This is a genomic window from Streptomyces sp. NPDC046985, from assembly GCF_040644415.1.
In the GTDB taxonomy this organism is placed as follows: Bacteria; Actinomycetota; Actinomycetes; order Streptomycetales; family Streptomycetaceae; genus Streptomyces.
This window is the reverse complement of sequence record NZ_JBEYWK010000001.1, coordinates 564234-577541: the sequence shown is the minus strand read 5'-3', so window position 1 is coordinate 577541 and position 13308 is coordinate 564234. Positions and strand designations below refer to the sequence as shown.

Here is a 13308-nt window from a genome sequence, read left to right as displayed (position 1 = left end):
CGGGCCTCCTGGCCCGGCGCGCACCGCACTCCGGCCGCCGACCAGTGAGGTGAGGCAGTGACGACAACGCCGTCCCGGGATTTCGACCGACCTGTGCCGCTGCATCCGCTCACCTATCTCGAAGAGGGCGAGGAAGTCACCGTCGGCCGGGCCGACATCGACTCCTACGGCCTCTTTCCGCCCGACGGCGCCGCGTTGCTGCGCCGCATGGAGGCCGGCGCACCGCCGAACGCCGCGGCGCGGTGGTACACGGAGGAATACGGCGAACAGGTCGACATGGCCGAGTTCCTCGAAGTCCTCGAAGAACTCGAACTCGTCGTCAAGGACGGGGAGCAGGCAGCCGCGGCCACGGGCCCGGTGCGCTGGCAGCGGCTCGGCGCCGCCGTCTTCTCCCCGGTCGCGTGGGCGCTCTACGGCCTGCTCGTGATCGCGGCCGTGACCGCCATGGTCCGGCGGCCCGACCTGGCCCCCCAGTACCAGAACCTGTTCTTCACCCACCGGTCGCTGGTGCTGCTGACCCTCGGCATCGTCCTCGGCCAGGTGCCGTGGATCCTGCTGCACGAGGCCGCCCACGCGCTCGCGGGACGCCGGCTCGGCCTCAACTCCACGCTGTCCATCAGCCGCCGCTTCTACTACGTGGTGTTCGTGACCGCGCTCGACGGCCTGGTCGCCGTGCCCCGGCGCAAGCGGTACCTGCCGATGCTCGCCGGGATGATCGTCGACGTCCTGGTCATCAGCGGCCTGACCCTCGTCGCCGCGGCCCTGCCGGACGCCTCGGGCGCCGCCGCCGTGATCCACCGGCTGCTGCTGTCGATGGCGTTCGCGGTCGTCCTGCGGCTGGTCTGGCAGTTCTACTTCTTCCTGCGCACCGACCTGTACTACCTCGCCATCACCGTGCTGGGCTGCAACGACCTCCAGACCACGGCCCGCCAGATGCTGCGCAACCGCCTGATGCGGCTGCTGGGCCGGCCGGAGCGCATGGCGGACGAGAGCGCCTGGGGAGAGCGCGACCGCCAGATCGCGCGCTGGTACTCGTGGCTCATGGTGGCCGGCTACGGCTTCCTCACCGTCACCCTGCTGACCGCGGCGATCCCCACCGGGATCCGGCTCACCGAGGTCGCGGTGCACAAGCTCGGCGCCGACTTCTCCCCGGCCAACGCCGCCGACGTGCTGACGTTCCTCGCCCTCAACTTCTGGGAGCCGGTCTTCGCCGCCTGTCTGGCGCTGCGCGCCTGGCGGCGCCGCGCCCGCCCCGCCGCTTCGACCGCTTCGCCCGCGAAGGAGACCGCACATGCAGCAGGCTGACGCCGCGCTCCCCGGCCACTGGAAGCTGTATGGCGGGACCCGCCGGGACCGGGCCGCGACCGTGGACGGCCGCCCGCTGCCGCCCCGGCTGCTGCCTCCGGTCGACGCCCACAGAAGGCTGCGCGGACCGTACACCGCGGCCGGCGCCGTGGTCCGGGCGCTCGTCCCCGACGTGCTCGCCGTCGCCCCCGACCTCGTGCGCCGCCACGACATCGAAATCCTCTCGGTGGCGCCCGAACTGGCCTCCGTCGTCCCCCACTCGCGGGAGACGCTGACCTCCATGGCGCTGCCCGCGGAGCGCACGCGTTTCTACGCCCGGCTGCGCACCACGCGCATCGCGGGCGGCCTCGTGGAGTTCGTCCGCGACGCGCTGCCCGTCCTCGGCCACGACGGCCCGCGCTGCCTGGTGGCGGAGAACGTCGACCACGCCGAGCACACCGACGAGGAGTTCCTCGCCGCGCTGGTGCGCCGCATCGACCCGGCCGTGCTGACCGTCGTCCTGTGCGGCGCGCACGCCCCGGACCCCGGCGGCGCGCTGGCGCCCGCGCTCGACCGCCACACCGCCCCGCTGCCCCTGACCGAGGCGGGCACGGCCCCCGAGACGGCCGAGGGCGAGCCCGCCTGGCGGTGGGTCGCCGCCGAGGGGCTGCTCGACGGCCCCGACGGCGAGAGCGCCCGCGCCGCCTACGAGGCGCTGCCCGCCGCCGAGCGCGCCGCCCTGCACGACCGGCGCGCCGCCGGGCTGCGCGAGACGGGGGAGTTCACACTCACCCTGGGCGCGCTCCCCTACCACCTGGAACGCGGCAGCGACCCGGCGGCCGAGGCCGTGCCGGCGCTGTGGGCCGCCTCGGACCACTGCCTCGTCAACGGCTTCTTCGACGCCGTAGTCGACTACGGCCGCCGCGGACAGCATCTGGTGGACGGCCGCGCGGACACCGGGCAGTGGTGGAAGTTCGGCGTGCAGCTCGGCCTCGCCCTGTCCATTCTGAGCCGGACCAAGGAAGCCGAGGCCGTCTACGACGAGGCCCGGCTGCTGTCCACCGACCCGGCGGTGCACATGGCGTGCGCCTACTCCACCGCCATGCTCTACACCCGGCACAACGACCCCGCCGACCGCGACGAGAAGAAGGCCAAGGCGCTGCTCAACAACGCCATCGCCACCGCCTCGCTGCTGCCGGACCGGGTCGCGCGCGCCTTCCAGAGCGCCTTCTACAAGAACGGCCGGGCCCTCGTCGAGGTCAACCTCGGCGACCCCCAGGACGCGCTGCGCCTGGTCACCGAGTGCATCGACGACCTCGACCGGCGGCTCACCCCGGACGAGCACCGCCTGCACCGCTCGGTGCTCAAGAACAACCGCGCCCGGGTGTACTCGATCCTCGGCCGGCTCGACGACGCGCTCGCCGACTACGCGGTCGTCATCGACCAGGACCCCAACCACGCGGAGCACTACCTGGAGCGCGGCAACCTGCTGCGCCGGCTCGGACGCGCCGAGGAAGCGCTCGCCGACTACTCCCGCGCCCTCAGCCTGTCGCCGCCGTTCCCCGAGATCTACTACAACCGCGGCGACCTGCGGCTGAGCGAGGGCGACGTGGACGGCGCGCTCGCCGACTTCAGCTACGTCATCGAGCAGGACCCCGAGTTCACCGACGCGTACATCAACCGCGCCGGCATCCGCTTGGAGGCCGGGGACCTCGACGCGGCGCTCGCCGACGCCCGCACCGGACTGGACCTCGACCCGGGCAACGCCCATCTGCACGCGGCCGTCGGACGGGCGCTCGCCGAGCGCGGCGAACTCGCCGAGGCCGAGGCCGCGTACGACCGGGCGGTCGAGGCCGACCCCGAGCTGGTCAGCGCCCTGTCCGGGCGGGCGGCCGCGCGCTACGACGCCGGACGTCCCCGCGACGCGCTCCTGGATCTGAACCGCGCGGTCGAACTCGACCCGAAGGACGCCGCGTTGCGCTACAACCGCGCCTTCCTCCACCAGGAGACCGGCGGACGGCAGGAGGCCCTCGCCGACCTCGAACTCGCCGCCGTGCTCGACCCGGAGGACCCGGAAATCGCCGAGGCGCTCACCGCGCTGCGCGGCGAGCCGGACGCGGCGTGACGACCGTGCCGGGCGCCGCCGTGGCGCCCGGGGACACGGCCGCTCCGGCGCCGCACCGCGCCGGGGCGGCCGGCGCCGGGCGGCGCGCGCTGCGCGACGTCCTCGGCCGATACGCCACCGGAGTCACCGTCGTCACCTGCACGGACCCGAACGGCGCCCGCGCCGGGGTGACCGTCAACTCGTTCACGTCCGTCTCGCTCGACCCGCCCCTGATCCTCTGGTGCCTCGCGCTCACCTCACGGGGCCGGCCCGCCTTCACGGCCGCCGAGCACTTCGCCGTCAACGTGCTCGCGGCCGGTCAGCGCGCTCTCGCGGCCCGGTTCGCCGGACCGGGCGACCGCTTCCAGGGCCTGGCCACCCGGCCCGGCCCGCACGGGGAGCCGCTGATCCCGGGGGCCGCGGCCACGCTGTGCTGCCGCCGCGGCGACGTCCTCCCGGCCGGCGACCACCTCGTCCTCCTGGGCGCCGTGGAGCACCACGCCCTGACGGCCCGCCGCGCCCTGCTCTTCGCCGACGGCGCCTACCACGCCGGGCCGCCGCCGGCCCGATGACGGCAGCCTCCCGGCGGCGGGGGGCGCCCCGGCGGCGGCGCCCCGGTCGGGGGCCGCGCCGGGCGTCCGGTCACCGAGGGTCCGGCGGATCGACGGACTGGGCGGCGCCCGGCCCCTTGCCTCCGAGGCCGCGATCATCGCTCCGTCCGCCCGCGACGGGGGACCGCGGGACTTCCGCCGGGACCGGATCGCCGCCTGCGCGTACCCGCGCGAGGTCCGGCTCGTCGACGCTCTCCCCAAGGGCCCCACCGGAAGGATCCTCCGCCGCGCGATCCAGGCGCCGGACGCCGTCCGGCCGTGCACCGGACCGCGAGACGCGTCGCCCGCCGGTGACCGCCCGCTCGCCTCTGACTGCGGTCGCGCGGCTGCGAGGCCGGTGGATAACCTGAACGTACGTAGCGGATCCGATGATCGCCTGGTCGAAGGCGTGCTCGGACTTCCTCCGTCGTCTCACCGAGTCCGGCCGCTGCGAACATCCCGCCGACCACCCGCGGGCGTCCCCGCCGGGTGGTCGGGACTGGCTGGTCGGGCCCGGAGACCGGGGCCGCCCGGCATCTGCGCACAGGGAGATCCCGCATGCACCAGAGCCACGCGCACACACCGGCCACTCCCGACGTCCTGGTGGATCCGCTGCTGAACCACGGCGTCGCGTTCACCGAGGACGAACGCAGCGCCCTGGGCCTCACCGGGCGGCTGCCGTCGGGGGTGCTCTCGCTCGACCGGCAGGCCGAGCGTTCCTACGAACAGCTCCAGGCGCAGGGCGACGACCTCGCGAAGAACGTGTACATGGAGCAGTTGCACGACCGGAACGAGACCCTCTACTACAGGGTGCTCACCGACCATCTCACCGAGTTGCTGCCGGTCGTCTACGACCCGACCGTGGGCGAGGCGATCGAGAAGTACTCCCACGAGTACCGGCGCCCGCGGGGCGTGTACCTGTCCATCGACCGGCCCGAGGAGATGGACCGGGCCTTCGAGACGCTCGACCTCGGGCCCGAGGACGTCGACCTGATCGTGTGCACCGACGCGGAGGAGATCCTCGGCATCGGGGACTGGGGCGTGGGAGGGATGCAGATATCGGTCGGAAAGCTCGCGGTCTACACGGCGGCCGCCGGAATCGATCCGCGTCGTGTCGTCCCCGTGTCCCTGGACGTGGGCACGGATCGCGCGTCGCTGCGGGACGACCCGCTGTACCTGGGCAACCGGCATCCCCGCGTGCGCGGCGCCGACTACGACGCCTTCATCGAGAAGTACCTGGAGAAGGCGTCCTCCGCGTTCCCCGGCGCGCTCCTGCACTTCGAGGACTTCGGCCCCGACAACGCGCGCCGCATCCTGGAGCAGTACGGAGACCGGTACCGCATCTTCAACGACGACATGCAGGGCACCGGGGCGATCACGCTGGCCGCCGCCCTCTCCGCCGTCAAGGTCACCGGGGAGCGGATGCGGGACCAGAGGCTGGTGGTGTTCGGCGCCGGAACCGCCGGTGTGGGCATCGCCGACCAACTGCGCGACGCGATGGTCCGGGACGGCGCGAGCCCCGAAGACGCCGCGGCCCAGGTGTGGCTGGTCGACAAACAGGGTCTGCTCACCCGGGACATGTCCGACCTGCGCGACTTCCAGCAGGCGTACGCGCGCGATCCCGCGGAGGTCGCGGACTGGAGCAAGGGCGAGAGCGGAATCTCCCTGCTGGAGACGATCAGGCGGGCGCGGCCGACGATCCTGCTCGGCACGTCCACCGTGCACGGCGCCTTCACGCGCGACGTCGTCGAGGCGATGTGCGCGCACACGGAGCGGCCGCTCATCCTGCCCATCTCCAACCCCACCTCCCGGATCGAGGCCATGCCGGCCGACGTCGTCGAGTGGTCCCGGGGCAAGGCGCTGGTCGCGGTGGGCATCCCCGTGCCGCCCGCCGAGTACGACGGCGTGACCTACGAGATCGCGCAGGCCAACAACGCGCTGCTGTACCCGGGGCTGGGCCTGGGCACGATCCTGTCGGGGGCCTCCCATGTGACGCCGGGCATGCTGATCGCGGCCGCTCAGGCCGTCGCGGACCAGATCGACCCGTCGGGGCCGGGCGCCTCCCTGCTGCCGCCCGTGGACGACCTCCGCGAGTCCTCCGCGATCACCGCGGCCGCGGTGATGAAGGCGGCGATCGACGACGGCGTGGCCACCGGTCAGCCCGCCGCCGACGTCAAGGCGGTACGGGCAGCGATGTGGCAACCGGCCTACTCCTCAGGGGACTCGGCATGACCCGCCGCACGGGCGCGGACCGGGACCGCCCCGACTCCGCTCGGGGGGACCAGGCCCCGCGCATCCTGGACGTCCCCATCGGACTGCACGCGACCGGCACGCGGCGGGAGACCGACTCCATGGGCGCCGTCGAGGTCCCCGCCGACCGGTACTGGGGTGCGCAGACGCAGCGTTCCCTGAAGCACTTCTCCATCGGCGACGACCGGATGCCCAAGGCGGTCTACCACGCCTACGGCCACGTCAAGAAGGCCGCCGCCCGCGTCAACGGGCGTGCCGGACGTCTGCCGGGCTGGAAGGCCGACCTGATCCAGCGAGTCGCGGACGAGGTGATCAGGGGCGAACTCGACGAGAACTTCCCGCTGTACGTCTGGCAGACGGGGTCCGGCACGCAGTCCAACATGAACACCAACGAGGTGATCAGCAACCGGGCTGTCCAACTGGTGGGCGGGGAACTGGGCAGCAAGACCCCGATCCACCCCAACGACCACGTGAACATGGGCCAGTCGTCCAACGACACCTTCCCCACCGCCATGCACATCGCCGCGATCAAGGAGATCCACGAGCACCTGCTGCCCAGTGTGCGGGCGCTGCAACAGGCCATCGAGGCCAAGGCGGAGCAGTGGCACGACGTGGTGAAGATCGGCCGCACGCATCTGGAGGACGCCGTCCCGCTCACCGTGGGGCAGGAATGGTCCGGCTACGCCCAGCAGTTGCGGCAGGCCGTCGAGCGGGTCGCCCAGTCGAGCCGGCCCATGCTGGAGCTGGCGATGGGCGGCACCGCGGTGGGCACCGGGCTCAACGCCCCGCCCGGATTCGGCGAGCAGGTGGCCGCGGAGATAGCCGAGGCGACCGGTTACCCGTTCACCACCGCGCAGAACAAGTTCGCCGCGCAGGGCGGCCTGGACGCCATGGTCAGCGCCTCCGCCGGCCTGCGGGGCCTGGCCGTGCCGCTGATGAAGATCGCGAACGACATCCGGTGGCTGGCCTCCGGGCCCCGCTGCGGTCTCGACGAACTCGTCCTCCCGGCCAACGAACCCGGCTCCTCGATCATGCCGGGCAAGGTGAACCCGACCCAGTGCGAGGCCATGGTCATGGTCTGCATCCAGGTGCTCTCCGAGGACCAGGCCATCGCCTTCGCCGGCACGCAGGGCAACTTCGAGCTCAACGCCATGCGCCCGGTCATCGTCAACAACTTCCTGCACGCGGCGACGATCCTCGCCGACGCCTGCACCAAGCTCCGCGAATACTGCGTCGAGGGCGTCCAGCTCAACCAGGACCAGATCGACAGCTATGTCGACCGATCCCTCATGCTCGTCACGGCGCTGTCCCCCGTGATCGGCTACGACCGGGCCTCCGCCATCGCCCACAAGGCGAACGACGAGGACACCACCCTCCGCCAAGCCGCTCTCGCCACCGGCTACGTCAGCGCCGAGGACTTCGACCGCATCGTCCGCCCCGCCGGCATGGTCGGCCAGACGTAGCGTCTCCCCCGCGGTGCGGCCGAGTCGACGGTCGGGCTCGGCTCGCGTCGCCGAAGGTCGGATCGGCGTCCACCGCGTCGACGGCCGGAGCCGCCACCCCCCACAGGAGAGGCCCCGGCCGTCGCGTGGTACGGGTCGCGCGGCGGCCCGTACTCCCTACAGCGCCGTGGGTGCGTTTTCTGTCACACCTCGGGGCGCCCTGGATGGTTGCGCGTTGTACCGTCATGGACGGCAGGCGGTGTCCGGTCCTGACGTGCTGTTCGCGCCGGGCGCGGAAGGCGCCTGACGGCCATCGCACGGAGGGTCGGCCGCGGCGCCGCGACCGTCCTGATCGATCTACTGGGGAACCACGGGGTGTTGGGGGACGACGCGGAGCTGACCGCCGCGGTGCGTGCGGCGCAGGACGGGGACGAGACCGCGTTCCGGACTGTGTACCGCGCCGTGCACCCACGGCTGCTCGGATACGTACGCACACTGGTCGGCGACCACGACGCCGAGGACGTGGCCTCCGAGTCCTGGCTTCAGATCGCCCGCGACCTGGACCGCTTCAGCGGGGACGCCGACCGGTTCCGCGGCTGGGCCGCCCGGATCGCCCGGAACCGGGCGCTGGACTTCATCCGCGTGCGCGGCCGGCGTCCGGCGATAGGCGGCGACGAGAGCGAACTCACCGGCCGGGCCGCCGAGTCCGACACCGCGGGCGAGGCGATGGAGTCCCTCGCCACCGACGGCGCCCTCGCGCTCATCGCCCGGCTTCCCCAGGACCAGGCCGAGGCCGTCGTGCTGCGCGTGGTCGTCGGCCTGGACGCCAAGACCGCCGCGGAGACCCTGGGCAAGCGGCCGGGGGCCGTCCGCACCGCCGCGCACCGCGGCCTGAAGCGGCTGGCGGAACTCCTCGGCGGCGACCCGGAGTCCGCGGCCGCGCTCGACGCGCTGCCCCTCCCGCGCGGACCGCGCGGCTCCACGGTGGCGTCCGCCGGTGTGACGCATCCGCACGCCCGGACGCAGAAGGACATGTGATGGCCGACGAGCAGTACCACTGGCTGGACCGCGACACGGCGGAACGATTGCTGCGCGGAGAGCCTCTGGACGCCGTCGAGGCCGCCGGCGCCGCCCCCGGCGAACGCGCCGTCTCCCGCGAGCACGCTCTGCCGGACGAACGCGCCGTACGGCTCGCCGAGACCCTGAACGACCTGTCCGCCGCGGTCCGCGCCGTGCCGCCGTCCGCCCCGGCGGGGGAGACCGGCGCCGAACTGCCCGGCGAGGCGGCCGCCTTGGCCGCCTTCCGCGCGGCGCGCGCCGAGCGGGCCGCCGCCGGGGCGCCGGGCCGCGCCGCCGCCGTCCCGGCCGACGCCGGAGTGGTGCGCATCGGCGTGCCGGGCGGCGGGTCGCTCAGTCCCCGGGACCGCGCGGGCTGGGGCCGCCCCGTGCGCCTGGCGCTGTCGGCGGCGCTCGCGGCGTGCGCGGTCGGCGGGGTCGCGGTGGCCGCGACCGGCGTGCTGCCGACCCCGTTCGGGAGCGGCGCTCCCGCCCCCGCGGGCTCGGTCCCCGACCGGCCCACCCCCGTCGCCCCGGCCGTGTCCGCATCGCCGGACGGCCCCCTGACCCGGCGGCCGGGCCCGTCCGCGCCGGCCGGCGTTCTGGGCGGCTCTCCCGGCGCCGCCGCGAGCGCCCCGGGCGGCGGCGCCGGCCCCGGGTCCGCCGGGCGGGACGGCGGGACGGCCGACGACTCCGCCCGCATCGCGAGCCGTCTGGCCGCGGCCTGCCGCGCCCTGCGCGACGGCACGGACCTGGACGCCGGCCGCGAGCACGCCCTGGCGGGCGCGGCCGGCGGCGCCGCCCACATGAAGTCGTACTGCGCGGCGCTCCTGAAGGCGGCCGACGACCGCCGCGCCAGGCACGGCGGCGGGCACGGCGACGGCGGCGGCCGGGGCGACGGCCGCCACCGGGAGGGCCACGGGGGCGGCCGGCACGGCCAAGGCGGTGACGGGCGGGGCAAGAACGGCGGCGGAGGCGGCGGTGGCGGCCGTGCGGGAGACGATCCGCACGAGAACGTCGTCCTCCCGCGCAAGGGCGTCCTCCCGCACGCGCCCCTCGGCGTCCTGCCGCCCCTGGGGTCGTCCCGGCCCGGCACGGCGCCGCCGGGGCTCTCCAAGGGCCGCGGCTGACCCGCGCCGTCCCGCTCGGCGGGCTCTCCTTCCGCCAGGTGTGACGTTTTCGGAGGCTACGGCGCAGTAACGAGTGAGCCGACTGGTCATCGGCCCTCGCACGCAGCCGGGGTTCCCCCCGTACCCGCGGCTCGTGCCTGTGGCGCGGGCGGGACATGTTTCCCCCGTCCCGCCCGCGCCCCACACCGCCCCACACCGCCCCACACCGCCTCGCCTGCCTCGCCTGCCTCCCGCGTCACCGGCGCCCCGCGGCCTCGTCGCCCACCCGCCCTCTCGCGCACAGCGGCGACCGCGAGACGGCGCCCCCGGGAGTCGTACGTTCGTGCGACACTCCCCGCATGTTCGGCGTCATCGATCTGCCCACTTATCTGGCGGGCCTCGTGCTCATCGTGCTCCTGCCGGGGCCCAACTCGCTGTACGTGCTGTCCATGGCCGCCCGGCGCGGCGTCCGGGCCGGGTACACCGCCGCGGCCGGCGTCTGGTGCGGGGACACCGTGCTGATGACCCTGTCGGCCGCGGGGGTCGCCTCCCTGCTGAAGGGCGACGCGGTGCTGTTCGGGATCGTGAAGTACGCGGGCGCCGGATACCTGACGTGGCTCGCGACCGGCATGCTGCGGGCCGCCTGGGGGATGTGGCGCACCCGGCGCGAGCGCGTCGAGGAGGCGCCCGTCGCGGCCGGCCCGGCCGACGAGCGGCCGCTGCGCCGCGCGTTCGTCATCAGCCTGTTCAACCCCAAGGCGATCCTGTTCTTCGTCGCCTTCTTCGTGCAGTTCGTCGACCCCGGCTACGCCTACCCGGCGCTGTCCTTCGTCGTCCTGGGCGCCTTCGCCCAGCTCGCCAGCTTCCTCTACCTCAGCGCCCTGATCTTCGGCGGCACGAGGCTGGCCGCCGCCTTCCGCCGCCGCAGGCGCCTGTCGGCGTGGGCGACGTCGGCGGCGGGCGCCCTGTTCCTGGGCTTCGCGGTGAAGCTGACCCTGGCGAGCGCGTAGGACGTAAGGCGCAGGGCGGCGCGCCGCCTCGGCGTCAGCGGCCGGTCGCGCGTCCCAGCGCGCGCGCCCGGCGGGCCACCCGCCGTACCGTCGCGTTGCGCGGGAGGAACGCCAGTTGCGCCGGGACGCCGCCGGGCAGGGCGAGCGAGGTGAGGCGGCGGCGCTTGAAGTAGCTCCGGGTCCGCGCGTCCGGGTGCGCGGCGAGGTACCGCGCGGCGGCCTCGCGCAGCCCCGGGTGGATCTTCGGCTGCATCGCGAAGGACACCGCCCGCACCAGCTCGGTCAGCGCCCGCACCGACATGCCCGGCGACTGCTCGGCGACCGCCGTCCGGTCCTTGAGGTCCGGCAGGAGCGCGTCGACGATCGTGACCGGTATCCGGTTGCTGTTCTCGTAGGGCGTCAGGCGGTCCAGGAGCGTGCCGGTGCCGGTGCGGGCGACCGGCAGCCCGTACAGCGCGGAGGCGGTGAGCAGCGCGGTGGAGAAGCAGCCGACGACCAGCGCCGGGCGCATCCGCTGGTACAGCACCTCGGCGAGCACGGGGGCGTCGAGCACCGTGAGGTCGGCGCCGAGCCGGTCGGCCTCCTGCTCCAGCGCCCGCGACCAGCGGGCCGGCGCCGAGGGGTGCGGTTTGAAGACCACGCGGGTGTGGCCGAGCGCGACCGTGCCGCGCAGCATCCGCACGTGCAGCTCCTCCTCCTCGACGGCGGTGAGGATGCCGAGGGCGGAGAGGTACTGGCCGAGCAGCAGGGCCGACTCCTCGCCGGTCCCGGGCAGTTCCCGCGCGGCGTCGGACAGGTCGGCGAGCACCTTGACGAAGGCGTCGGTCGGCACGGTCTGCGGCGGCACGCCGAACTCGGTGAGCAGCACCGGCGCCAGGCCCGGGACCAGGTCCAGGTGCAGCACCCGGTCGATGCGGGTGCCGACCAAGGGGTCGATCTTGTTGCGGGTCGGGCCGTAGCTCATCAGGCCGTCGGCGTAGACGGTGACGGGGGCGCCGGTGAAGATCTGGCAGACCGCGAGCGCCGGGTTGACCTGGATGGACTCCACGACCAGCTCGACGTCGTCGTCCCCCAGGCGCCACAGCAGCCGCAGAAAGCGCTCCCACAGGGGCGTGTCGTCGGGGCGCGGAGACCAGCCGCCCGGGTGGAAGGGGGAGATGGTCTCGTTCCACGACAGCACGTCGTCGAACCGCCCCCGCAGCCGCTCGAAGCCGGGCAGCTCGTCCAGCGGCGGGGTGGTCTCCGGGGTCGCGGCGTTGTTGCACACGAGCAGCACCCGGCGGTCGGCCGGGCCGAAGCACTCGGAATCGAGGCCGGCGGCGAGCGTGGCGACGCCGTACAGGGTCGACGCCATGAAGATCTGCGTGCTCACGCGGCGGCTCCCGTCGGGGCGGGGCGGCGGCGCAGGCGGCGCAGCCGGGTGGCGCGCTGGAGGTCCATGGAGTCCAGCGCCTCGTCCAGGACGTTCTGCGGCATGCGCCGCAGGGCGTTCGCGCTGAGCGCTTTCAGTCTCCTTGCCACCGCCGGCTCGAACCTTTCGATGGAACCCAGATGGTGCGAGATGATCGCGCAGTAGGTGCGCACCGCCTTGGGCAGCAGCCGCGCCGCGTCCCGGTCCCGCGCCGTCTCCTCGATCACCTGGTCGAAGGCGCGGATGAAGTCCAGTTGGCGCACGTCGCCGATCTGGGTGAGCGAGGAGGCCACCCCGCGCCGGTAGTGCACGCCCAGCAGGCCGGCCACGGCGAAGGACTCCGCCTCCCGGTGCAGCTTCCAGATCCACGGCCGGTCCTCGGCGGTGCGCAGCCCGTGCGTGAAGTGCAGCAGGCCCCGGTCCACGAGCCGGCGGTGGTAGATCCCCGCCCAGGCGTAGGGGTAGTCGACCGAGGTGGAGCGGTCGGCGGGCAGGATCGCCGCCCGCGGGTCCAGCGCCACCCCGCGCCGCCCGTGCGGCGCCCGGTGGATCGTGCGCGCCCGCCCGGTGCACTGGACGTGGTCGGTGCGCACGAAGTCGCAGTCCAGCGACTCGATGACGGCCAGCAGCCGGGGGTAGTAGCCCGGCGCCAGCCAGTCGTCGCCGTCCAGGAACGTCAGGTACTGGCCGCTGGCCGCGTCGATGCCGGTGTTGCGCGCGGTCGCCAGCCCTCCGTTCTGCTCGTGCCGGACGAACACCGCGCCCGGCAGCTCGCGCCCGGCCCGCGCGAGGATCTCCGGGGTCTCGTCGCGCGAACAGTCGTCGACCAGGACGAATTCGAAATCGTCGCGGGCGTTCGCACGCAGGCTTTTCAGGGTGTCGGGCGCGTATTGCTGCACGTTGTAGAACGGCACGATGACGGAGAGCTTGACCACGCAGATGACGTTAGGGCGCGGCCCCCGCCTGCGTCTTTACCTTTGGTTTGAGCGTGGGTGAACGACGCGTGGCGATGCCGTGAACCAGCCCTGTTTCCCGCCCCGCCGGGGGCCGAT

General features: G+C 74.0%; 10 protein-coding genes. 8 read left to right on the top strand and 2 right to left on the bottom strand.

Going from position 1 to position 13308, the window contains the following annotated elements; genetic code table 11:
* The first annotated feature begins 57 nt into the window (after window positions 1–57).
* From ABZ861_RS02510 to leuE, 8 genes are all read left to right on the top strand, one after another.
* Complete coding sequence (locus ABZ861_RS02510; protein WP_361622318.1) at window positions 58–1305, top strand: hypothetical protein; 1248 nt, start codon at window positions 58–60, stop codon at window positions 1303–1305.
* Window positions 1292–3409 carry a tetratricopeptide repeat protein gene (locus tag ABZ861_RS02505; RefSeq protein ID WP_361622315.1) on the top strand — a complete coding sequence of 706 codons (2118 nt, stop codon included), beginning with the start codon at window positions 1292–1294 and terminating at the stop codon, window positions 3407–3409. The genes ABZ861_RS02510 and ABZ861_RS02505 overlap by 14 nt, the downstream gene beginning before the upstream one ends.
* Window positions 3406–3960 (top strand): flavin reductase family protein, encoded by a 555-nt coding sequence (locus ABZ861_RS02500; RefSeq protein WP_361622312.1) that lies wholly within the window; start codon window positions 3406–3408, stop codon window positions 3958–3960. The genes ABZ861_RS02505 and ABZ861_RS02500 overlap by 4 nt, the downstream gene beginning before the upstream one ends.
* A 576-nt stretch (window positions 3961–4536) precedes the next feature.
* The gene (locus ABZ861_RS02495) at window positions 4537–6210 is read left to right on the top strand and encodes an NAD-dependent malic enzyme (RefSeq protein ID WP_361622309.1); all 1674 of its coding nucleotides are present in this window, start codon (window positions 4537–4539) and stop codon (window positions 6208–6210) included.
* The gene (gene fumC / locus ABZ861_RS02490) at window positions 6207–7691 is read left to right on the top strand and encodes a class II fumarate hydratase (RefSeq protein ID WP_361622306.1); all 1485 of its coding nucleotides are present in this window, start codon (window positions 6207–6209) and stop codon (window positions 7689–7691) included. The genes ABZ861_RS02495 and fumC overlap by 4 nt, the downstream gene beginning before the upstream one ends.
* A gap of 354 nt (window positions 7692–8045) precedes the next feature.
* Window positions 8046–8708: an RNA polymerase sigma factor gene (locus ABZ861_RS02485; RefSeq protein WP_361622303.1), complete on the top strand. Its 663-nt coding sequence runs from the start codon at window positions 8046–8048 to the stop codon at window positions 8706–8708.
* Window positions 8708–9856 (top strand): extensin, encoded by a 1149-nt coding sequence (locus ABZ861_RS02480; RefSeq protein ID WP_361622300.1) that lies wholly within the window; start codon window positions 8708–8710, stop codon window positions 9854–9856. The genes ABZ861_RS02485 and ABZ861_RS02480 overlap by 1 nt, the downstream gene beginning before the upstream one ends.
* Before the next feature lie 338 nt (window positions 9857–10194).
* Window positions 10195–10845 carry a leucine efflux protein LeuE gene (gene leuE / locus ABZ861_RS02475; RefSeq protein WP_361622297.1) on the top strand — a complete coding sequence of 217 codons (651 nt, stop codon included), beginning with the start codon at window positions 10195–10197 and terminating at the stop codon, window positions 10843–10845.
* 34 nt (window positions 10846–10879) lie between these two features.
* Here the strand turns inward: leuE and ABZ861_RS02470 are convergent, their stop codons facing one another.
* Complete coding sequence (locus ABZ861_RS02470) at window positions 10880–12217, bottom strand: alpha-2,8-polysialyltransferase family protein (protein WP_361622294.1); 1338 nt, start codon at window positions 12215–12217, stop codon at window positions 10880–10882.
* Window positions 12214–13191, bottom strand: coding sequence for a glycosyltransferase family 2 protein (locus ABZ861_RS02465; RefSeq protein WP_361622291.1), 978 nt, complete (start codon window positions 13189–13191; stop codon window positions 12214–12216). Before ABZ861_RS02465 ends, ABZ861_RS02470 begins: the two co-directional genes overlap by 4 nt.
* Window positions 13192–13308: the final 117 nt, after the last annotated feature.

Excerpts from the sequence above, each read along its gene's own strand:
- ABZ861_RS02505 (WP_361622315.1), top strand. The coding sequence starts at position 1,292 with ATGCAGCAGGCTGACGCCGCGCTCCCCGGCCACTGGAAGCTGTATGGC.
- ABZ861_RS02495 (WP_361622309.1), top strand. The coding sequence starts at position 4,537 with ATGCACCAGAGCCACGCGCACACACCGGCCACTCCCGACGTCCTGGTG.
- fumC (WP_361622306.1), top strand. The coding sequence starts at position 6,207 with ATGACCCGCCGCACGGGCGCGGACCGGGACCGCCCCGACTCCGCTCGG.
- ABZ861_RS02480 (WP_361622300.1), top strand. The coding sequence starts at position 8,708 with ATGGCCGACGAGCAGTACCACTGGCTGGACCGCGACACGGCGGAACGA.
- leuE (WP_361622297.1), top strand. The coding sequence starts at position 10,195 with ATGTTCGGCGTCATCGATCTGCCCACTTATCTGGCGGGCCTCGTGCTC.